Source organism: Phyllobacterium sophorae (genome assembly GCF_003010965.1).
GTDB classification, from domain to species: Bacteria; Pseudomonadota; Alphaproteobacteria; order Rhizobiales; family Rhizobiaceae; genus Phyllobacterium; species Phyllobacterium sophorae.
In genome coordinates this window covers 285,183-306,333 of record NZ_PGGM01000004.1, presented here as the reverse complement: position 1 = coordinate 306,333, position 21,151 = coordinate 285,183, and the positions used below count along the sequence as shown (strand labels likewise).

Below are 21,151 nucleotides of genomic sequence, written 5' to 3'. Positions count from 1 at the left end.
ATGGCGAAAGACCTCGCACGTATCAAACGTAACGTCAGAAAGATGGCGGAACAGAATGCCCCCGAACAAGATATCGACGGGTACATTGCGTCTGAGGGCGTCACTATTGATGACATTCGTAGTTTTAGCGACTCAGCCGAACAATCAAGGCTTAGGGGTGAAGAGGGTGAATACACTGCCTTCGGCCAAGGCTTTGCTAACGGAGTACCTATTGTCGGCCCATGGCTCAAAGAACGCTATTTGGATGCTGACGCATGGCTAGATACACACCTTCCTACTTCTATGGTTGGTCGTGATACCACAGGCCAGACTTGGGAGGAGGCACGTAAGTACAGTGAGGAAGCTGGTAAGCAGTCGAAGGAGTATCATCCTTATGCTGCTACTGCCGGTGAACTCACTGGTGCTGCTGCCGGTACTGGTGCCCTTATGGCTCTCCCCGGTGGGGCAATAGCTACCGGTGCGAGGTCTATTCCTGGACTTACTGGTGGACTAGGCTTCGCTACTCGTGTCGGACTAGGTGGTGCTACTGGTACTGCCCTAGGTGGTGCTGATGCAGCAGTTAGAGGGGAAGACGTAGAACAGGGAATGCTTACCGGTGGTGCCTTTGGTGCTCTCGGTCCTGCTGCCGCCCCTTTAGTTAGTAATGTTGTTCAGAAGGGTCTTTCAAAACTAGGTCTCGCGCCTAACCGTGTCGGTGGTAAAGAACTCTATACCGCTGCTAAAGAATATAATGATACGGTTGGTGGAAACCAAATTCCTAAGATTCTCAAAGAGAACATCCCCGGAATAGAAGATACCCCATCCAGTCATCAAATTCAGGAATACCTTCACCACCATCCTATACCCCTACCCATTGATGAAGACCGTACGCTTGCAGAACTTAATAGGATTGCAAGAAGTCCGGGTAAGGGTCGAGATGTTATCGAAGATGTTTATGGGAGCAGTGTCTCTCAGGCTAAGCGTGAAGTCGGTGGCCTTGCTGATTGGTTTACACCTCAAGCGGGAGATTCAAAGGGTATCAAAGCCCAGAAGCAATTCTTTCAAGACAAGCTGATTGACTTTGGTGGTGACCACGACAAGGCGTATCAGTTCTTCAAGAGACAGGCAAATCAGCGTAAGCTTAATGACCTCTTCGGTGACCGAGCCGATGACTTTCTGGAACGTCTGTGGAGTCCTGCTATCGTAGCGGATGCTAACAGAGGTATGCAGAGGTCTTTGGGGGTTGGTTTGAATAGAGAAGCTGCTTCAAAGATTACGAAGAAAGCTCCTGTTGAGATTGGTGGACCTCAGAGTCTATCCAACCGAACTTGGAATGCACTTCGTCGTAAAATAGAGACTGTCAAAGATGGTCGTCGTACTGATATCGATGAACACTTAGCTAACCTACTTCTCAAAGGTGGGACTAAGGCAGGTGGCAAAAACTTCACTGCTGGTGAAATCATAAATAAGATACACAAGTCAGTTAAGCAAGGTAAGCTTCCTAATGATGAAGCGCGTAGGCTGATTATAGCCGCTATGCAAGGTGCAGGTACCAATGATAAAGCTCCACAAGCTCTAGAGGCAGGACTTCTAGGTGCTCTACTGGTTGGTGGCTTAGGTCATCGTGTTGGTGGTGCTGCCGTCGATATTGCTAATCCATATTAATATACTCGTCTAGTTAATAGTCGAGGTAGGGGTCAGGGGGTTTGCTCCTTTACCTTGCTGACCCCTTATTTTCTAAATTTCTATTTTATACATTTTGAGAAGAAGATATAAATGCAACAATATAGAGACGCTATCGCTTCTATAGAGAGTGCTGGCAGTGGCGACTATAAGGCCATTGGGCCTACGCACCCCAAGATGGGTAGAGCCTTAGGCCGCTATCAAATCATGGAAGCCAATATTGGCCCTTGGAGCGAAAAGGCTCTGGGTCGTCGTGTATCTACCGAAGAGTTTTTGACCAACCCTGCTATCCAAGACGCCATCTTCGACAACCAGTTCGGAGGTTATGTCAATAGGTATGGTGACCCCGGTAAGGCTGCTCAAGCTTGGCTAGGTGGTGATGGGTCTGTAGGTAAACTCAACAGAAAAGACTCTCTAGGTACCTCGGTCGGAGAGTACGAACAGAAGTTCAATGCCGCTTTAGGCAATCCATCTAGTTCTAGTTCTGGTGGTAGTGGTGGAAATGCTCCTGCTCCCCGCAAGCTGAATGTGCCCGGTATTGTTATGGCACTTGCCTACGGGAAGGACAAAGAGGAAGAACCAGTAGAAGAAGAGACGAGTACGACAGGTGGTATCTTTAGTGCCCTACAAAAACTTACTCCTACTCAGGAAGCTCCTCAATTAACTCCTATGCAATCGGCTAATCAGTCTAGTCCTGCCTTGGCACAATACGTCAACCAATACATCCAATCGAAAAAGAAACAAAAGGGCTTTGTATAATGGCCTATGACTACATCCGTTACGCAAACCAAGGTGCGACACGCAATCAACCCATAAATCCATCCCTTGCAAAGCAGTTGCAGTACCTCAAGGACTTGGGCTTGACTATGGAGGTCTTCTCAGGAGGTCAAGAGGGTGAGGGGCCTAACCGTGTTGGTTCACATCGTCATGACCATGGCAATGCAGCAGACGCATTCTTTTACAAAGGTGACCGGAAGCTTGATTGGAACAATCCTGAAGACCGTCCCATCTTCGAAGAAATAGTCCGCCAGGGCAAACGAGCCGGTATTACTGGTTTTGGTGCTGGTGAAGGTTATATGCAGCCGGGGAGTATGCACATTGGTGGTGGTAACCCCGGAGTATGGGGTGCTGGAGGGAAGGGTACTAACGCTGCCCCTTGGCTGTCCGCTGCTTATAATGGTGCCACTCCACCACCTAATCCGACGGGTGATACACCACAAGCTCCTGCACAAGTTGCACAAGCTTCTCCTGAAGCGCCTGAAGAGCCGAAAGGTTTGATGAGGTTACTTAAGGGTAAGCAGACAACTGGCGATAACGGAAAGACGAGCACTGAAGGTGGTATTCTAAACGCACTCTCCTCGCTAGGTGAGGCTGCTATGGAAGCCCCTGAAATGGCTCCTATGCAAAGTGCTGCACAGGGTCCGAGTCTGCAAGAGCAAATTGCTGCATTTCAGCAAGGTCGTCAGAAACAACAACCAAATCCATTTTCATTCAATATTTAATTTAGGAGCCACATATGGCTGGTAGCATTTGGGACTGGAGCTTAACTCCGTCCAACAACGATACTGCTGATGGTGACATCAACTGGGTGGAAGGTCAGCTTCCTAGCACAGTCAATAACTCTGCTCGCCAGATGATGACTCGTGTAAAACAACTTCTCAACGATATCTCCGGTTCGAACACAAGTACTGGTACGGCATCGGCATACAACCTAACCGCTTCCTCTTCGTTCACCACACTGACTGATGGTCGAGTGGTCAGCTTTAAGGCACACATCAACAATGACGTAGCTGCCACGATAAACATCAACCTTCTTGGTGCTAAGTCACTCAGACGCCTGACTTCTAGTGGTGATACCGCCCTAGTTGCGAACGACATCTGCTCTGGTGGGATTTATACCCTCGTATATTCGAGTACCGCTGCCTCTGGCACTGGTGGTTGGATAGTCACTGGGTATAACCGTGCTGCCGCTGGCGATTTGACGGGTATTGTCCCTAACGCGTCTATCTCAGGTGCTTATACCGGGTTTACGGATATCACGGCATCTGGAACTATCACAGCAACGGAATTCGTAGGTGCGTGGGCTTATTTGCCCGCTGGTACTCGGATGCTTTTCCAACAGACGAATGCCCCTCCAGGTTGGACGAAAGACACCACGCACAACAATAAGGCTCTTCGTCTTGTTTCTGGTTCCGTGTCCACGGGTGGTTCAACAGCCTTCACGACCGTGTTTGCCTCGCGTACACCTGCTGGTACTCTCAATAACGTTGTGGTGACTGGTACGGTTGGTGCAACGACCCTGACGACTGCTCAGATTCCGAGCCATACTCACGCTGTCTCTGGTACAACGGGTACAGTCAGTGCTGACCATTCTCATAACTACTCTGGTACTACTTCCACTAATGGTAGTCACGCTCACTCAAACACTCAGAACCTTGTTACTGCCGGTGGTAGTGGCTCTACCGGTGTCGAATATAAGACGAACGATGGTTTCGTTGCTGGCTTTAATACAAACGCTGCTGGCGACCATGCCCACACCTACTCTGGTACTACGAGTGGTATTAGTACTAACCACACTCACTCGTTCTCGGTCACTTCTGGTGCTGCTGGTACGGGTGGAAGCCACACCCACTCTCTAACTATGGATACCCACGGTCATACCTTCACTGGTACGGCAATGGATTTCGCTGTGGCCTATGTGGACTTTATTGTGGCTCAGAAAAACTAACAAGGAGTTGTTATGTCGGAAGTAATTAAAGCTGAAATCAGTAATCTACAGGCACAAAAAGCCCATATGATTGCCTTCAAGGAGGAAAGCCTGTCTCGTCAGTGGGATAGTGCTGAACTTAAGGCTAGTGAGAAGGCTTACCATGAGGCCCAGATTGCCAAAGTGGATGCACAGATTGCAGAACTAAGTAAGTAACACAGTGGGGCGCGAATGCCCCATACATTTTAAAAATATTTATAAGGCTATTTATAATGAAAGAATTAAAACCCGGTGATTTCTGTCCTCTAATCAAAGGCGATTGTCTTGGTTTGAAGTGCAATTGGTTCACTCAGATACGGGGTACTAATCCCAACACTGGAGAGCCAGTTGACCATTGGGGCTGTGCTGTCGCTTGGCTCCCAACGTTGCTCATTGAGAACGCTCAACAGAGCCGACAACAGGGTGCAGCTATCGAGTCTTTCCGGAATGAGATGGTTAAGGCTAACGAAGTCAACCAGAACCTACAGATAATGCAACTACAGCAGATGGCAAAGGAAGATGCTCATGGCTCACTACCTAAGCCGCTGGTTGATATTACCCCTGTCGTAGATATTGACGATGAGGACTTTTTAATTAGGAAGTAATATGCCAATTCAAGATATACAACATAAACCTACTGCCTCCTCCGGTGCTCGTGTTGTTGTAGAAGAAGGTAATACCCCTGTAGCTGTTGATACACTGAGTGCGCTGACGGTTGGAGACTTCTCTACTACCAACCTCACAGCTACCGACATCACGACTGGTACTGCAACTATTAATGGTCCGGTCAATACCAGTAAGTTTCTTACATACGCTACTGCTACCTCTCCTCGTTGGCTCGTAGCCTCGGATAACGTAACAGAGTCTGGTGCCAATGCTGGTTCGGGTTTCGCCATCTGGCGATACTCTGATGCCGGTTCGTTCCTAGGTACTCCGTTCTACATCACCCGTTCAACCGGTAAGGTCGCCTTTGAGACTGCTCCGTCAGTGGGGGGTTCTGACCTTATTACCGCTGCTACAGCAGCTTCAACATACCTACCACTTGCTGGTGGTACATTATCTGGTGACCTGAAGAGGTCAGGTGCCGCTGGTACAAATCGCCAGTTAATTTTCCAGACTGGGGGCGTAGACCGTTGGAGTGTTCTTGCGAACAGTATTGCAGAGAGTGGTTCAAACGCTGGTTCCAACTATGTTATCACTCGTTCAAATGATGCAGGGACATTCATTGATGCTCCATTCTACATTCTCCGTAATACCGGAACAGTTGGTGTAACATCACTACTGTCGGTTGATGGTGGTCAGATAGCTTTTCCTGCTACTCAAATTCCTTCGACAGACGTCAATACTCTTGATGATTATGAAGAGGGAACTTGGACACCAACTCTTGCTTTCGGTGGTGCCTCTGTAGGCATAACCTATAACTCAAGAACAGGAAGTTATATCAAGATTGGCAGATTAGTTACTGTTGGACTGCGTGTAACTTTGAGTAATAAAGGAAGTTCTACCGGTGCAACAAGTATCTCAGGACTACCATTTACAGTGTCTAACAGCCCGGCTGCTACTCTTTATGCTGCCAATGTTACTTACTGGGCTGGTGGTGCTGCTACCCTTAATCCTTCTGGATATTTGGTACAAAATTCTACCTCATTGAGTTTGGTTATTCGTGCTGCTGGTACTGTTACTACTTGTACTAACACAGACTTTACCAATACTACAGACTTGATTATCACAGCAACTTATTTGGCGAGTAACTAATGGCTTATACAAAACAGACTACATTCGATGCAATCACCATTCGTGCTACAGGACATTTCGAAATTCGTATGGCCAACATAGTCTATGAAGATGGTGTAGAGATTGCAAAGAATTATCATCGTAGAGTTATTACTCCCGGTGATGATATCACTAACGAAACACAGAAAATTAAATCACTTGCTTCTCTAATCTGGACACAGGCTATGATTGATGCGGCACAGGCAGCAAGGGCACTAATATAAAGGTGGGCGACAACCTCTAATGCTGTTGGTTTTTCAACGCATGGCGTCACGCTATTAAAGTGCCAGATATATTTAAAAGAATATTTTAAGGAGCTATTATGGACCTAAGCAGGTTTTATGATGCAATCCGTAGTAAATTGAAACTCACCAATGCTAACGTCCGTGGATTTGATTTTCTTATTTCGTATGGATTGAACAGTGAGGTTCCTCGTAACCATCTAGCCTATATTCTCGCTACGACATGGCACGAGACTGCGTTCACTATGCAGCCAATCCGTGAGTACGGAGATACCAAATACTTCACTAAGATGTACGACATCAATGGTTCTCGTCCTGAGAAGGCTAAGGAACTCGGTAACCTGGCCCCCGGTGACGGTGCTAAATACTGTGGTCGTGGCTACGTTCAGCTTACTGGGAAATCGAACTACGCAAAGGCTTCCAAGCTCCTCGGTATCGATTTCGTTACCCATCCTGAAAAGGTTATGGAGCCGGAATACGCCTCTCAAATCCTCTTTGCTGGAATGGAGTTCGGTTGGTTCACGGGGAAGAAGCTCGACGACTTCATTGACACAATTGATGAGTCTGACGTTGAGGACGGACGTGAGTTTGAGGGTGGTCGTCGTATCATCAACGGTACGGATAAAGCCAAGGGTATTTCCAACTATGCTCTTCGTTTCGAAGCTGCACTGAAGGCGGCTGGTTATGATGGAAAGCCAGTAGGGGAGCTTATTGAAAGCCCTATCGCGAAGATACTCCCTAAAGAGGATATCGTTTCTGACTCTGCCTTCGAAGAAGAGATTAGCAAGCTGGATGCAAGTGGGTTCATAACCTTCCTTGCCAAGCTCATAAATATATTTCTAGGAAAAAGTGTAACGACATGACGAAGTATAACAAAGCCTTTGTGCCCTTAGTAATGGGCGTAATTTATTTAATCAATGCAAAGTATGGGGTGCAGCTTCCAATTGGAGAAACTGAGGCTGCTGTGGTTGTCACTTTAGTAACCTCATTCCTCACGTGGTTGATTCCTAACAAGAAGGTGCCTGTCGATGTTGACGGCAATAAGTAAGCTCATTGGTGTCTTATTCACCGGTTCACTTACAGCTATCTCCAACGACCTCAAAGAGGCATATCAAAGTAAGTTAGATGCAGCTAATGATAAAGAACGTATTGCCGCTGATGAGCGTATCACTCTACTCGAATCTCGCAAGTCGAGTATATTGGCGGCTCAGTCCAGTCCTGTTGAACGATGGATTCGCTTCGGCTTTGCTTTCCCTTTCGTTCTCTATAACGCGAAACTTATAATCTGGGATAAAATCTTATCGTGGGGAATCACAGACCCGCTAGGCCCAGAACTTACCCAAATCTACATGATTGTCCTAGGGGATACTTCTTAGACACCATAGTAGGGCGATTCACAAAAAAGTAAATTTTAGTAATAGGAATAATTAGAGTGCCTGGAGACGACAACAAGCAAGACGAAATTATTGAGGTTAAGATACCTCGCAAAGACTACGAGACTCTACGAGACATGATAGAGAGGGAACAATCCTACACCTACATTACAGCCTATCTAAAATCGTTTTGGTTGTGGGCAGTCATTGGGGGTATCCTGACGGTCTGGAGCTTTTGGGACAAGCTAGCCGGTCTGATAAAATAAACAGCAAGAAACAAAGCTACAGGGTCAACCTGACTTAAGGGAAATTCTTCCTTTGGTCAGTTGGCCTTTTTTGTTGTCCAAATTTTGGATTGACTTCTGAGGCGTTTCCCTTGAAGATTCGGGAGCCTGAAGCAAATAAACAGATGGTGGGCGTGACAGGGATTGAACCTGTGACCCCTACGATGTCAACGTAGTGCTCTCCCGCTGAGCTACACGCCCATCTGACCGGGCGCATACACCATATTGAATCCGCTCCGTCAATAGCATTGCGAAGAAGTTATCAGGCTTTCTTTGCAAGGACGAAAGAAACTCGCAGCTGTCTTACGCCGCGACCAGCATTTTTTCGATTTCGTTGACGAGATCCCGCAGATGGAATGGCTTGGAAAGCACCTTTGCGTCCTTCGGAGCCTTCGAGTCGGAGTTCAATGCCACTGCGGCAAAGCCGGTGATGAACATGATCTTGAGATCCGGATCGATTTCCGATGCACGGCGAGCAAGCTCGATGCCGTCCATTTCCGGCATGACGATGTCAGTCAGCAGCAGCGAAAACGGTTCTTCGCGCAAGCGGTCATAGGCGCTGGCGCCATTGTCGAAATGCGTGACATGATACCCCGCCTTCTCGAGCGCCTTGACCAGAAAGCGCCGCATATCATTGTCATCTTCTGCAAGAAGGATTCTCTTCATCAGTCCGTCCGAATTATCTAGCGCCGGATCATCCCCATGCCAGCGTCCCATCAATATTCAGAGAACGCTTTTTTGGTAAAGATCGCGTGAATGATTTGGTAGAAATAAGGGCGAACAGCGTAAAAGTCGAGGTGCTCCGCAGGTGATATGGTACCTGCGGTGGAAGTAGCTGACGTACATCAGAAAGATAGTTGCATATCACTCTTGGTCAATTCCATCTGCGGTAAACTTGCACTAGAGTGAAGGATATATCGTCCGCCTGTCCCGCAGCAAACTTTGAAGTGAATAATGACCGTCGAGCGCGACTTTCCTGATGATCTGCCCTACGAATTGCGGCAACCGTCCGATCAGCGCATTCCATTTGTTTTCAATTCGCCCCACAGCGGACGATCTTATCCAGAGGCGTTCCTCCAGCAATCTCAACTCGATGCGCAAACGATACGCCGCTCGGAGGACTGTTTCGTTGACCAATTGTTTGCTTCGGCCGTCATGCTTGGTGCACCCTTGATGGCTGCGCATTTCCCGCGGGCCTATCTCGACGTGAACCGGGAACCTTACGAGCTTGACGCCAAGATGTTCCTTGAGCCGTTACCGTCGTACGCCAATGGCAGCTCGGCGCGTGTTGCCGGTGGACTTGGCACCGTCCCGCGTCTTGTCGGTGAGGGTCAGGAAATCTACGCGCATAAGCTGCCGCTCGCCGAGGCGCTGGAGCGAATCAACACGATCTACAAGCCCTATCATGCGTTGCTCGGGGATGTGCTTGCAGCCACCCGTACGCGCTTTGGCTACTGCGTACTTGTGGATTGCCATTCGATGCCTACGGGTATTCGTTTTCCTGAGAGCGGCATGCGGCCCGATTTCATCATTGGTGACCGGTTTGGGACAAGCTGCGCACCGGAACTTGCGAATGCAGCGATCCACCTGCTGCGGGAGATGGGATACCTTGTGGCGCATAACAAACCCTATGCCGGCGGCTATATCACCGAACATTACGGCCGGCCGCTAAAACGCGTTCACGCGCTGCAGATCGAGGTGAATCGCGGCCTTTACCTCAACGAACATAGCTATGAGCCGAAGCCGGGCTTTGATCAGCTGCAGCGCGATATCGGGTTGTTCCTGGCCGATCTCGTTTCGCTGCCGGATTTCTATTTCATCGATACACCGCTGGCCGCGGAATAACGCTTACAGGTGGGGCATTCGTCTTCGAACAAAAAAAGACCGCGCATAAGCGCGGCCCAAGTCTAGGGAGGAAACGCCCAAGGAGGGCATAGACAGGTCGCCCTGTCCATGTATCAATCTATGCTGCGTCGCACAAAAGTCAAGAGAGTTGTATGATTTTTTGTGCATACTTGTAAGATGCCTAAAAATCATGCAAAAAATTAGCCGACAAGGCACCCAAATGAGAACGTTTTAATCGCAAGGAGCTATTTTGGTCGTAGAACTTTCCTTTTTGAGGCAGATTGCCGGTGTGGCCGCCGAGCAAACGTTGCCGCGATTCCGTAATATTTCCCTGGTCGACAACAAATACCAGATGGGGTTTGATCCTGTCACCGAAGCTGACAGGGCGGCTGAAATAGCGATTCGCAGCCTGATTAACACTGCTTGTCCCGAGCATGGTATTCTCGGCGAAGAGTTTGGCGGCGAGAACCTCGATCATTCGCATGTGTGGGTGATCGATCCGATCGACGGGACACGGGCGTTCATTTCCGGCATTCCGGTCTGGGGCACGCTGGCCGGCCTGACCATCAATGGCGATGCGGCGGCGGGGCTGATGGCGCAGCCATTCACCAACGAGCTCTTCATGTGTGACGGCGAAGCCTCCTGGTATGAAGGTCCGGGTGGTGTGCGCCGTCTTGAAACGCGCAAGACCATCCAGCTTTCCGAGGCGACGCTGTTCACCACCACGCCGGCGATGTTCAAGGATGAAAAACGGGCGTCCTATGACCGTGTCGAGCAAAGTGTGCGCCTTGCCCGCTACGGCACCGATTGTTATGCCTATGCCATGCTGGCAGCCGGGTTTGTCGATCTGGTCATTGAAACCGGATTGCATCCCTACGACATCGTCGCGCTCATTCCCATTATAGAGAAGGCAGGCGGCATGATCACGACGTGGGATGGCGGGCCGGCCGAAAGGGCGGGCAGTATCCTTGCCGCTGCGACGCCCGAGCTGCATGCCAAAGCCCTTGATCTGCTCAATCGCTGAGCTCCATTTCCAGAGCTTCACCTCCAGTGCCCGGAATGAAAGCGTCGAAGGCGGCGAAGAATTGCTCGCGGTAGAAATTCTTTTCCTGCAGGATTTCGTGTTTGGCACCATCGACAGTGAGCAATGTGGCGTTCCGCAGTTGCAGCGCATAGCGCTCGATTGCCGGAGTGGACACCACGCTATCCATGCCCGCTGCGATAATGAGCATCGGGATTCGGATCGTTTCAATGAAGTCCGGCCGGCTGACTTTCTTGATGGCCGCTGCGGCCGCAACGATCCAGCTTGCTGTCGGTCCGCCAATGGCAAGTTCGGGAGCTTGTTGGAGAATTTCGCAATTTCGCGAATAGCGCGGAGCATCCGAGGTGACTTCATTGGCGGCAAAGGGCTTTATCGCGAAAGGCCCGCCGAGCATGTAGGTCTTGCCGAGACCGGTTGAGCGCAATGTGTTGGCGGCAAATCTCGCGGCCATCTTTCTGGCACGGGTGCCGGTGATGTCGAGCAGCGGCGCGAGCAATACCATGCGGCGGATGCGGTTGGAGAGGGCTGGCGCGGCCAGAAGAGCGGTCAACGCACCCGCGGAATGAGCAAGGATGTAATAGGGGGCGCGGCAATCGGGCAGGAGAACGGCTTCGAACAGTTGCTCAAGATCTGCTGCGTAATCATCGAAGCTCTTCACAAAGTCCTTGGCCGGATTGCGCAGGAGGCGGCTGGAGGCACCTTGGCCACGCCAGTCGAACGTCGCGACGGTAAAGCCGCGAGCCGCGATGTCACAAATTGTTTCGAAATACTTTTCGATGCACTCATTGCGGCCATGCAGGATGATAACCGTACCCCGGGCAGGATGGGTGCTCGCCGGTGTAATCGCAAAGCGCAGTTCATTGCCGTCCGTGAGAATCAACGAATCGACGCGTGTACCGGGAGGAATGGGGTTGGACACCGTTTCAGCAAGCGGTCGGATCATTTGAGTTGACTGGTCCTCATCTTGCGCTTGCCGGAAATCAGTCCCTCTCTGATAAAATGCGCCGCTGCAAAGGTCAAACCAGCTCTTGACAAAAAGAATGACCGGAAACTCTGTCGGGAGCCTCCGGTCAGTACGTTCCGGGCGGAAGGGACGTTACACCCGGAACGATTTCGGCCTTTTAACGCAGTACTCAGTAAGCCGGGTTTATTTCGATGCTGAAACCGTTCTGACGCCTGTCGCCGTAACGATCACCACCCATGCGGCGGGTTTCGAGGATTTCGCCGCGACGCGATACAACGACCAGTACCGGTGCACCGCGGCGCGAGGTTCTTACGAAATAGCGGCCGCGTTCGAAATTGACATCCCGGACGCGGTAGCCGCGGCGCTCGAGCATGCGGGCCACGTCGCGCGGGCCAAACCGGTCGCGGCGGTCATAACGGCGGTCCTCGCGGTAACCATCCTCATAGTAGCGACGGTCCTGGACCAGATAGCCGTCAGCACCAACGCCGTCCTCCATATAAATCGCAGGCGAACCTTCCCGGTAGTAGCGACCGTCAGCCATTGCCGAAGAGGCAAAGCCGGTGACGAGAAGCGCCGAGGCGGTAAGTGCGAGAACGATTTTCTTCATTTTATTTGGTCCTTTGTGATGTCGGATCGTTGCCAACCTTGAGTGCAGTTATAGATGCGCCGAGGTGAACGTATTCCGAAGATCATGTTCATTTTGCGTTCATCCACAGCGTTGAGACGCCCTCACCCCCCCCGCGAAATTTCTAGCGTCAAAACACCCTTGAAATACGTGTTCTGTCTAACCAAATAAATTCCGTGACCGCCATACCGGGGTCACTGGTTCACTAGGACTTGCCAGTTAAGGGAGTCCTTCCAGAACCAAAACACGCAAACATTGTCGCTCTAAAGGAGGGCTTAACCATGCGTCACGTTGATTTTTCCCCGCTCTACCGTTCAACCGTCGGTTTTGATCGGCTTTTTACCATTCTTGATTCGCTGGCTCAGCCAGAAGGTGCGCAGACCTATCCGCCATACAACATCGAGCGGACCGGCGAGAACACCTACCGGATCACCATGGCTGTTGCCGGGTTCTCGGAGGATGAAATCCAGATCGAGGCCCATCGCAACCAGCTCAAGGTGACTGGTGAAAAGAGCAATGAGAAGACCGACGAAAATGCCGAAACGCTTTACCGCGGTATTGCTTCACGCGCTTTCGAACGCCGCTTCCATCTTGCCGATTTCGTCGAGGTCAGTGGTGCCAGCCTGAAAAACGGCTTGCTCCATATCGATCTCAAGCGCGAAATTCCGGAAGAAATGAAGCCGCGCAAGATTGCAGTCACTTCCCTGTCTGACAAGGAAGCCAAGCAGATCGAAGCGAAAGCTGCCAACTAAGCGATTGGCACGGTAGTCAGAAAAGGGCGGCGCGAAAGCGCCGCTTTTTTCATGCGATCAGTCTGCCAAAGCGATCGATTTCTTCAGCCGAGGTGGCATAGCTCGTGACAAGACGAATGAGCGTTTCATTTGTGCCGACGAGGTGCCGTTCCGAATGCGGTGGCTTCCAATCGTAGAAGATGGCGTTGTTCGCATGGAGTGCCGCGGCCGTTTCTTCTGCCAGAATGGCGAAAACCTCATTAGCGCGTGGCTGCCACGCCAGCCGTAACGAGCTTGATGCGGTGATATGGTTGGCAAGGCGCGCCGCCATTGCATTGGCATGCCTGGCCAGATCAAGCCACAATCCACCGGCAAAGTAAGCTTCGAACTGGGCGGCGATGAATCTGGATTTCGAAAAGAGCTGAGCAGAGCGTTTGCGAATGAACGGCATATCTTGTGCCTTGGCCGGATCCATGAACACCAGAGCCTCAGCACACCAGCAGCCATTCTTGGTTCCGCCAAAAGAGAGAATGTCGACACCCTGGCGCCATGTCATGTCCGCTGGTGAGCATCCAAGAGACACGAGAGCATTGGCAAAACGTGCGCCATCCATGTGAAGCGGCAGTCCGTTTTTTCGGCACAGCGCTGCAACAGCGGCGATTTCGCCGAGTTCGTAGAGCGTGCCTATTTCAGTCGATTGGGTTATCGAAACCCCCATCGGCCGTCCTGCATGCACATCGCCAGACCTGAAGCCTTTGACGGCGGCCTCGAGATTGTCGATGTTCATGCGGCCGATCGGGCCGTCGACCGCTTGGAGACGCGCGCCGGTGAGGAATTCGGGTGCACCGCCCTCGTCTTCAATGATATGGGCGCCGCGATGGGCGAGCGTTACACCACCGGGCCTGGCGATGCTTGCTTGCGCCAGTGAATTGGCGGCAGTGCCGGTCCCCACGAAGAAAACCGCGACTTCCCGTTCGAAAATCTCGTTAAACGTCTGCTCCAAAGCTTTATCGAGAGTGCTCGTGCCATAGGCGCTAGCAAAGCCACTCGCGTGTCTGCTCAGATTCTCTGCAATCTTCGGGTGGGCTCCGGCCCAATTATCGGACGCAAAATGCACGGAATGACCTCGAGGTTCGAATTGACGTCGAAAGCCATACGCCTTTAGCCTGGAGGTGAAAAGGGAACTCGAAAACCTTCTCATGTGGAACCGTCTGTTTTTCTTTGTATTTTTAGCGGAAACCTCCTGTTTCGAAACTTAAGGGATACTTTTGGTACGTTTTGCGCAATGATATTTCGCCTGATGCGGATATTTTTTGCTTTTCCATCTTGTTTGTTTGGAATTATTCTGGCATACGACAATAAGACAGCAATGCTGTCCTAATTTGCGCGAACTTAAAACAAGGATGGTGAGCAAAGCTGCTTCCGTCCTTATAATGGTGACCGCAATCTGCAATCGGAAGATATGCCGCACCAAAGCCGGACTGGAATTATGCTATTCCGTCCCATGAAACTGACCGCCCGCGACGGGCTCTACTGGAGGAATTGACGATGTCGGATTTGACGCCATCTGTAACGACTGAACTCGCTCAGGCCGTGCAGACTCGTGCGGTCAAAACCAATAAATCGTCTGGCATTCCAGTTCGACAAGGCCTGTATGACCCGCGCAACGAGCATGACGCCTGCGGTGTCGGTTTTGTCGCGCATATGAAGGGCGTCAAGTCGCACAAGATCATCGAAGACGGGCTGTTCATGCTCGAAAACCTGACGCATCGCGGTGCTGTCGGCGCCGATCCGCTGATGGGCGATGGTGCGGGTATGCTCGTGCAGATTCCCGACAGCTTTTTCCGTGCGGAATGGGCTGAAAAGGGTGTCGAGCTTCCCCCCGTCAACCATTATGCCGTTGGCTACCTTTTCATGCCGCAGGACGCCGACGAACGGGCTCATATCGAAACGGTTATTTCCGAAGTGATCGCTTCGGAAGGTCAGTCGCTGATTGGTTTCCGGGATGTTCCCGTCGACAACTCATCACTGTCAAAGGCGCCGCATATCGCGGCAACGGAACCGGTGCACCGGCAGGTGTTCATCGGGCGCAATCCCAACATTGAAACAAACGAGGATTTCGAAGGCAGGCTCTTTGTCTTGCGCAAGGTGATCTCGAACCGCATCTACCAGGAGAACGGCGGCAAGGAGAGCGACTTCTACGTCGTTTCCATGTCTGCGCGGACAATTGTCTACAAGGGCATGTTTCTCGCCTACCAGGTCGGCGCCTATTACAAAGATCTGAAGGATCCGCGTTTCGAGAGCGCAGTCGCGCTCGTGCATCAGCGCTTCTCGACCAACACCTTCCCGTCATGGAAGCTCGCGCATCCTTATCGTATGGTCGCACATAACGGTGAAATCAACACGCTGCGGGGCAACGTCAACTGGATGGCCGCGCGTCAGGCTTCGGTCGATAGCGAATATTTCGGCAACGACATCTCGAAGCTCTGGCCGATTTCCTATGAAGGCCAATCGGATACCGCATGTTTCGACAATGCGTTGGAATTCCTGTTTCAGGGTGGATATTCGCTCGCCCATTCGATGATGATGCTTATCCCGGAAGCATGGTCCGGCAACAAGCTCATGGCCGATGATCGCAAGGCGTTCTATGAATATCACGCCGCGCTCATGGAGCCGTGGGATGGTCCGGCAGCGGTTGCATTTACTGACGGCCGCCAGATCGGCGCGACCCTTGACCGCAACGGTCTGCGCCCGGCACGTTACATTGTCACCGACGACGATTTCGTCATTATGGCATCGGAAGCTGGCGTGCTGCCCGTACCCGAAGCGAAGATCGTCAAGAAGTGGCGGCTCCAGCCCGGCCGAATGCTGTTGATCGACATGGAAAAGGGCGAGATTGTTTCTGATGACACGATCAAGTCCGAGATTGCCAACCGTCACCCCTACAAGCAGTGGCTGAAGAACACGCAGCTGATCCTGGAAGAATTGAATCCGGTGGAGCCGCGTGCTCTGCGTAAGGATGTGAGCCTTCTCGACCGCCAGCAGGCGTTTGGTTACACGCAGGAAGACACGCGCCTGCTGATGTCGCCGATGGCAACGACGGGTCAGGAAGCCATTGGTTCGATGGGCACCGATACGCCGATCTCGGCGATGTCGGACAAGTCGAAGCTGCTTTACACCTATTTCAAGCAGAACTTCGCGCAGGTCACCAACCCGCCGATCGATCCGATCCGCGAGGAACTGGTGATGAGCCTTGTGTCGTTCATCGGTCCGCGCCCGAACATTTTCGACCTGGTGGGCTCGTCCCGTCGCAAGCGGCTGGAAGTGCGCCAGCCGATCCTCACCAATGGCGATCTGGAAAAGATCAGGTCCATTGGCCACACGGAAGACCGGTTCGATACAAAGACGCTGGATACGGCCTATAACGTCGACGAAGGCGCGGCGGGCATGGCCGGTGCGGTCGAACGACTGTGCGACCGTGCGGAAGCGGCGGTGCACGGCGGCTACAACATTATCATCCTTTCGGATCGTCAGGTCGGTCCGGATCGGATTCCGATCCCGGCTCTTCTCGCGACGGCTGCGGTCCACCATCATTTGATCCGCAAGGGTCTGCGTACGTCGGTGGGACTCGTGGTCGAATCGGGTGAGCCGCGTGAAGTGCATCATTTCTGCTGCCTCGCCGGTTATGGCGCCGAAGCGATCAACCCCTATCTCGCCTTCGATACCCTGCTCGACATGCACAAGCGCGGTGAATTTCCACCGGAAGTAGACTCGAAAGAAGTCGTGTCGCGCTACATGAAGTCGATCGGCAAGGGAATCCTGAAGGTCATGTCCAAAATGGGCATTTCCACTTATCAGTCCTATTGCGGCGCGCAGATTTTCGATGCAGTCGGCTTGAAGTCGGCGTTCGTTGACCGGTTCTTCTTCGGTACTGCGACGACGATCGAAGGCGTTGGTCTTGAGGAAGTCGCGGAAGAGACGGTTCGCCGGCACCGGGACGCCTTCAGCAATGATCCGGTCCTTGCCACGACACTCGAAGTTGGCGGTGAATATGCTTACCGCATGCGCGGCGAAGCGCATCTCTGGTCGCCGGATGCCGTTGCGAAACTGCAGCATGCGGTGCGGACGGATTCTCCAAGCACGTTCAAGGAATATTCCGACATGGTGAATAGCCAGTCGGCCCGCGCCAAGACCATTCGAGGTCTGTTCAACATCAAGTTGGCCCCGGATATGGGGCGCAAGCCGGTTTCGATCGATGAGGTCGAGCCTGCCAAGGAAATCGTCAAGCGGTTCTCGACAGGCGCGATGTCGTTCGGCTCCATCAGCCGCGAGGCGCATACAACGCTGGCCGTCGCCATGAACCGGATCGGCGGCAAGTCGAACACAGGCGAAGGTGGCGAGGAGCCGGATCGCTTCTATCCGCTGCCGGATGGCAAGCCGAATCCTGAGCGGTCGGCGATCAAGCAGGTAGCGTCCGGCCGTTTCGGCGTGACGACGGAATATCTTGTCAACTCCGACATGATGCAGATCAAGGTTGCGCAGGGTGCCAAGCCCGGCGAAGGCGGTCAGCTGCCCGGTCACAAGGTGGATGCAACGGTCGCCAAGACCCGTCACTCGACGCCCGGCGTCGGCCTCATCTCGCCGCCGCCGCACCACGATATCTACTCCATCGAGGACCTGGCGCAGCTCATCTACGATCTGAAGAACGTCAATCCTGAGGCCGATGTCTCGGTGAAGCTTGTCTCGGAAGTCGGTGTCGGTACCGTTGCCGCCGGCGTTGCCAAGGCGCGCGCCGATCACATCACTATCTCCGGATATGATGGCGGAACAGGCGCGTCGCCGCTGACGTCGCTCAAGCATGCCGGCAGCCCGTGGGAAATGGGCCTTGCGGAAACGCAGCAAACGCTTGTGCTCAACGGACTGCGTTCGCGCGTCGCGCTACAGGTCGATGGCGGCTTGCGGACTGGCCGCGATGTCATCATCGGCGCGCTGCTTGGGGCCGACGAGTTCGGTTTCTCCACCGCACCGCTGATTGCCGCCGGTTGCATCATGATGCGCAAGTGTCATCTCAACACCTGCCCCGTCGGCGTCGCAACACAGGATCCTGTCCTGCGCAAGCGCTTCAAGGGCACGCCGGAACACGTCATCAACTTCTTCTTCTATATGGCGGAAGAGGTGCGGCAATTCCTGGCCGAAATGGGTTACACAAAGCTCGAACAGATCGTCGGCAAGACGGAACTGCTCGAGAAGCGTGAGATGATCGACCATTGGAAGGCCAAGGGTCTCGACTTCACCCGCATCTTCCATAAGCCGGAAGCGCCCGAGGAAAAGACCCGCTGGACTGAAAGGCAGAACCATCCGATCATCGATATTCTCGACCGCAAGCTGATCGAGCAGGCCAAGACTGCGCTTGAAAGCAAGATTCCGGTCAAGATCGAGATGGATATCAAGAATGTCGACCGCTCCGCCGGTGCAATGCTATCGGGTGAAGTTGCCAAGCGCTATCGGCATAAGGGCCTGAAAGAGGATACGATCTCGGTCAAGTTCAATGGAACGGCCGGGCAGTCCTTCGGTGCCTTCCTGGCGCGCGGTATCTCGTTCGAACTGATCGGGGATGGTAACGACTATGTCGGCAAGGGCCTTTGTGGCGGTCGCATCGTGATTCGCCCGCCGGAAGAGACGAAGATCGTGCCGGAAGATTCGATCATCGTCGGCAATACGGTACTTTACGGGGCGATCGAGGGCGAAGCCTATTTCCGTGGTGTGGCCGGTGAACGTTTTGCCGTTCGCAACTCTGGTGCCATCGCGGTGGTTGAAGGCACGGGTGACCATGGTTGCGAGTACATGACCGGCGGTGTTGTTGTCGTCATCGGCCAGACCGGCCGCAATTTCGCGGCCGGCATGTCCGGTGGTGTCGCCTATGTGCTTGATGAGGCTGGCGATTTCGCCCAGCGTTGCAACATGGCGATGGTCGAGCTCGAACCAGTGCCCGAAGAGGACGACATCCTTGAAAAGCTGCACCATCACGGTGGCGACCTGGCGCACAAGGGACGTGTCGACGTGTCCGCCAATATGACGCGGCATGACGAAGAGCGTCTTGTGCAGCTCATTTCGAACCACATGCATTATACGGGTTCGGGCCGGGCCAAGGAAATTCTCGACAATTGGGAAAGTTTCCGCCCCAAATTCGTGAAAGTCATGCCGGTCGAATATCGCCGCGCGCTCGAGGATATGGAGCGTATGCGGATGGGAGTCGCAGCCGAATAAGGTCAACGCGCTCCATGCTTCGAGCGTCGTCATGATGCTCGGCATGGGGTCCAATGCTGCCCAAAGCCCCGTGCGGGAATGGGTGGTCCTCCGAGAGGCGAGGGAGCAGATTTATGGGTAAGGTCACAGGTTTTCTAGAGATCGACCGGCAGGTCGGCAAGTATCAACCGGCTTCTGATCGCATCCGGCACTTCCGGGAATTCACCATTCCCATGTCGGATAGCGAGGTCAAGAAGCAGGCAGCGCGCTGCATGGATTGCGGGATTCCCTTCTGCCATGGGCCGACCGGATGTCCGGTCCACAACCAGATTCCGGACTGGAATGATCTCGTTTACAACGACAACTGGGATGAGGCGATCCGCAACCTGCATTCCACCAACAATTTCCCGGAATTCACTGGCCGCATCTGCCCGGCTCCCTGCGAGGAGGCCTGCACGCTGAACCTGGAGGATGTGCCGGTATCCATCAAGACAGTGGAGCAGGCGATTGCCGACAAGGCCTATGAAAAAGGCTTCATTATTCCGCAGCCTGCCGCATCCAAGACCGGCAAGAACGTGGCGGTGATTGGTTCCGGACCGGCTGGTTTGGCTGCAGCACAGCAACTTGGCCGTGCAGGGCATGAAGTCCACGTGTACGAACGCGAGAGCCGTCCGGGTGGGCTGCTTCGCTATGGGATCCCTGACTTCAAGATGGAGAAGCACTTCATCGATCGCCGCGTTACCCAGATGGAAGGCGAGGGCGTCACGTTCTACTGCGGGGTAAATGTGGGAATTGACAAGCCGGTTCAAGAGCTTATCGACACCTATGACGCAGTGCTCTATTGCGGCGGGGCAGAGACACCCCGCCCGGCCGGTATCCCCGGCGGCGAGCTCGAGGGCGTGCATGATGCAATGCATTACCTCGTCCAGCAGAACCGGCGCATCGGCCGTGAGAACATCGACTCGGTCGCTTGGCCGAGCGATCCGATCATCGCCTCCGGCAAGCACGTAGTGGTTGTTGGTGGTGGTGATACGGCGTCCGACTGCGTCGGCACGGCGTTCCGTCAGGGCGCGGTGAAGGTCACCCAACTCGATATTCGCCCACAGCCGCCGGAGAAGGAAGACAAGCTCAGCGTCTGGCCATACTGGGCGACAAAGATGCGCACCTCCTCCTCGCAAGCGGAGGGTGCGGACCGCGAATTCCAAGTGGCAACACTTGAATTCATTGGTGAAAATGGAACCCTGACCCATGTGAAGTGCTGTGAAGTCGATGAGGCACGCAAGCCCATTGCCGGCACCGACTTTTTCATCAAGGCCGATCTCGCCTTTATCGCCATCGGTTTTTCGGGGCCCTTCGAGAACAATATCGTCAAGGAACTCTCCGGTTCGCTCGATATGCGGGCTGATCGCCGTGGTAACCGTTCGGTTGCAGCGGATGACAAGGATTATCGCACCAGTGTCGACAAGCTCTACACGGCCGGTGACGTCCGTCGCGGGCAATCTCTCGTTGTCTGGGCGATCCGCGAAGGCCGGCAGGCAGCCCATTCCATTGATGCGGCATTGATGGGTTCTTCGGTTCTGCCGCGGTAACATTTTCAACCAGGCACGTCCAAAATTCT

Annotated in this window: 19 protein-coding genes and 1 tRNA gene; 15 read left to right on the top strand and 5 right to left on the bottom strand. The window is 53.0% G+C overall.

Annotated features, from left to right (window positions below):
- From CU103_RS12270 to CU103_RS12230, 10 genes are all read left to right on the top strand, one after another.
- Positions 1–1,644: a hypothetical protein gene (locus CU103_RS12270; protein WP_106664198.1), complete on the top strand. Its 1,644-nt coding sequence runs from the start codon at positions 1–3 to the stop codon at positions 1,642–1,644.
- A gap of 111 nt (positions 1,645–1,755) precedes the next feature.
- A complete protein-coding gene (locus CU103_RS32030; RefSeq protein ID WP_245448744.1) occupies positions 1,756–2,421 on the top strand; it encodes a hypothetical protein in 666 nt (221 codons plus the stop codon).
- Positions 2,421–3,164, top strand: coding sequence for a hypothetical protein (locus CU103_RS12260; protein ID WP_106664197.1), 744 nt, complete (start codon positions 2,421–2,423; stop codon positions 3,162–3,164). Before CU103_RS32030 ends, CU103_RS12260 begins: the two co-directional genes overlap by 1 nt.
- Positions 3,165–3,178: 14 nt before the next feature.
- On the top strand, positions 3,179–4,390 hold the full coding sequence (locus CU103_RS31065; RefSeq protein ID WP_146147786.1) for a hypothetical protein: 1,212 nt from the start codon (positions 3,179–3,181) through the stop codon (positions 4,388–4,390).
- Positions 4,391–4,402: 12 nt separating this feature from the next.
- The gene (locus CU103_RS12255) at positions 4,403–4,585 is read left to right on the top strand and encodes a hypothetical protein (RefSeq protein WP_106664196.1); all 183 of its coding nucleotides are present in this window, start codon (positions 4,403–4,405) and stop codon (positions 4,583–4,585) included.
- A gap of 56 nt (positions 4,586–4,641) precedes the next feature.
- Complete coding sequence (locus tag CU103_RS12250; protein WP_210203753.1) at positions 4,642–5,013, top strand: hypothetical protein; 372 nt, start codon at positions 4,642–4,644, stop codon at positions 5,011–5,013.
- Position 5,014: 1 nt separating this feature from the next.
- Positions 5,015–6,163 carry a hypothetical protein gene (locus tag CU103_RS31060; protein WP_146147785.1) on the top strand — a complete coding sequence of 383 codons (1,149 nt, stop codon included), beginning with the start codon at positions 5,015–5,017 and terminating at the stop codon, positions 6,161–6,163.
- Complete coding sequence (locus CU103_RS12245) at positions 6,163–6,405, top strand: hypothetical protein (RefSeq protein ID WP_106664195.1); 243 nt, start codon at positions 6,163–6,165, stop codon at positions 6,403–6,405. The genes CU103_RS31060 and CU103_RS12245 overlap by 1 nt, the downstream gene beginning before the upstream one ends.
- 98 nt (positions 6,406–6,503) lie before the next feature.
- Positions 6,504–7,286, top strand: a complete 783-nt coding sequence (locus tag CU103_RS12240; protein WP_106664194.1) for a glycoside hydrolase family 19 protein — start codon at positions 6,504–6,506, stop codon at positions 7,284–7,286.
- A 165-nt stretch (positions 7,287–7,451) separates the two neighbouring features.
- The gene (locus CU103_RS12230; RefSeq protein ID WP_106664192.1) at positions 7,452–7,799 is read left to right on the top strand and encodes a hypothetical protein; all 348 of its coding nucleotides are present in this window, start codon (positions 7,452–7,454) and stop codon (positions 7,797–7,799) included.
- 407 nt (positions 7,800–8,206) lie between these two features.
- On the opposite strand, the gene CU103_RS12220 is transcribed toward CU103_RS12230, so the two are convergent.
- Both CU103_RS12220 and cpdR read right to left on the bottom strand, forming a co-directional pair.
- A tRNA-Val gene (locus tag CU103_RS12220) sits at positions 8,207–8,281 on the bottom strand.
- A gap of 102 nt (positions 8,282–8,383) precedes the next feature.
- Positions 8,384–8,746: a cell cycle two-component system response regulator CpdR gene (gene cpdR / locus CU103_RS12215; protein WP_027229490.1), complete on the bottom strand. Its 363-nt coding sequence runs from the start codon at positions 8,744–8,746 to the stop codon at positions 8,384–8,386.
- 288 nt (positions 8,747–9,034) lie between these two features.
- Between cpdR and CU103_RS12210 the strand changes: the two genes are divergently transcribed.
- Both CU103_RS12210 and hisN read left to right on the top strand, forming a co-directional pair.
- Positions 9,035–9,925 carry an N-formylglutamate amidohydrolase gene (locus CU103_RS12210; protein ID WP_106664190.1) on the top strand — a complete coding sequence of 297 codons (891 nt, stop codon included), beginning with the start codon at positions 9,035–9,037 and terminating at the stop codon, positions 9,923–9,925.
- A 250-nt stretch (positions 9,926–10,175) separates the two neighbouring features.
- The gene (gene hisN, locus CU103_RS12205; protein ID WP_106664189.1) at positions 10,176–10,949 is read left to right on the top strand and encodes a histidinol-phosphatase; all 774 of its coding nucleotides are present in this window, start codon (positions 10,176–10,178) and stop codon (positions 10,947–10,949) included.
- On the opposite strand, the gene CU103_RS12200 is transcribed toward hisN, so the two are convergent.
- Together CU103_RS12200 and CU103_RS12195 are read right to left on the bottom strand one after the other, a co-directional pair.
- Positions 10,939–11,910 (bottom strand): alpha/beta fold hydrolase, encoded by a 972-nt coding sequence (locus CU103_RS12200; RefSeq protein ID WP_106664188.1) that lies wholly within the window; start codon positions 11,908–11,910, stop codon positions 10,939–10,941. The two genes, hisN and CU103_RS12200, sit on opposite strands and share 11 nt — an antisense overlap.
- Positions 11,911–12,100: 190 nt before the next feature.
- The gene (locus CU103_RS12195) at positions 12,101–12,538 is read right to left on the bottom strand and encodes an antifreeze protein (protein ID WP_106664187.1); all 438 of its coding nucleotides are present in this window, start codon (positions 12,536–12,538) and stop codon (positions 12,101–12,103) included.
- Positions 12,539–12,837: 299 nt separating this feature from the next.
- On the opposite strand from CU103_RS12195, the gene CU103_RS12190 reads away from it, so the two are divergent.
- Positions 12,838–13,308, top strand: coding sequence for an Hsp20 family protein (locus tag CU103_RS12190; protein WP_106664186.1), 471 nt, complete (start codon positions 12,838–12,840; stop codon positions 13,306–13,308).
- Between the two features lie 49 nt (positions 13,309–13,357).
- Here the strand turns inward: CU103_RS12190 and CU103_RS12185 are convergent, their stop codons facing one another.
- On the bottom strand, positions 13,358–14,404 hold the full coding sequence (locus CU103_RS12185) for a threonine aldolase family protein (protein WP_106664185.1): 1,047 nt from the start codon (positions 14,402–14,404) through the stop codon (positions 13,358–13,360).
- Positions 14,405–14,835: 431 nt separating this feature from the next.
- Here CU103_RS12185 and gltB point away from each other — a divergent pair, with 431 nt between their 5' ends.
- Together gltB and CU103_RS12175 are read left to right on the top strand one after the other, a co-directional pair.
- Complete coding sequence (gene gltB / locus CU103_RS12180) at positions 14,836–19,554, top strand: glutamate synthase large subunit (protein ID WP_106664184.1); 4,719 nt, start codon at positions 14,836–14,838, stop codon at positions 19,552–19,554.
- A gap of 113 nt (positions 19,555–19,667) precedes the next feature.
- Positions 19,668–21,122, top strand: a complete 1,455-nt coding sequence (locus tag CU103_RS12175) for a glutamate synthase subunit beta (protein WP_106664183.1) — start codon at positions 19,668–19,670, stop codon at positions 21,120–21,122.
- Positions 21,123–21,151 lie beyond the last annotated feature (29 nt).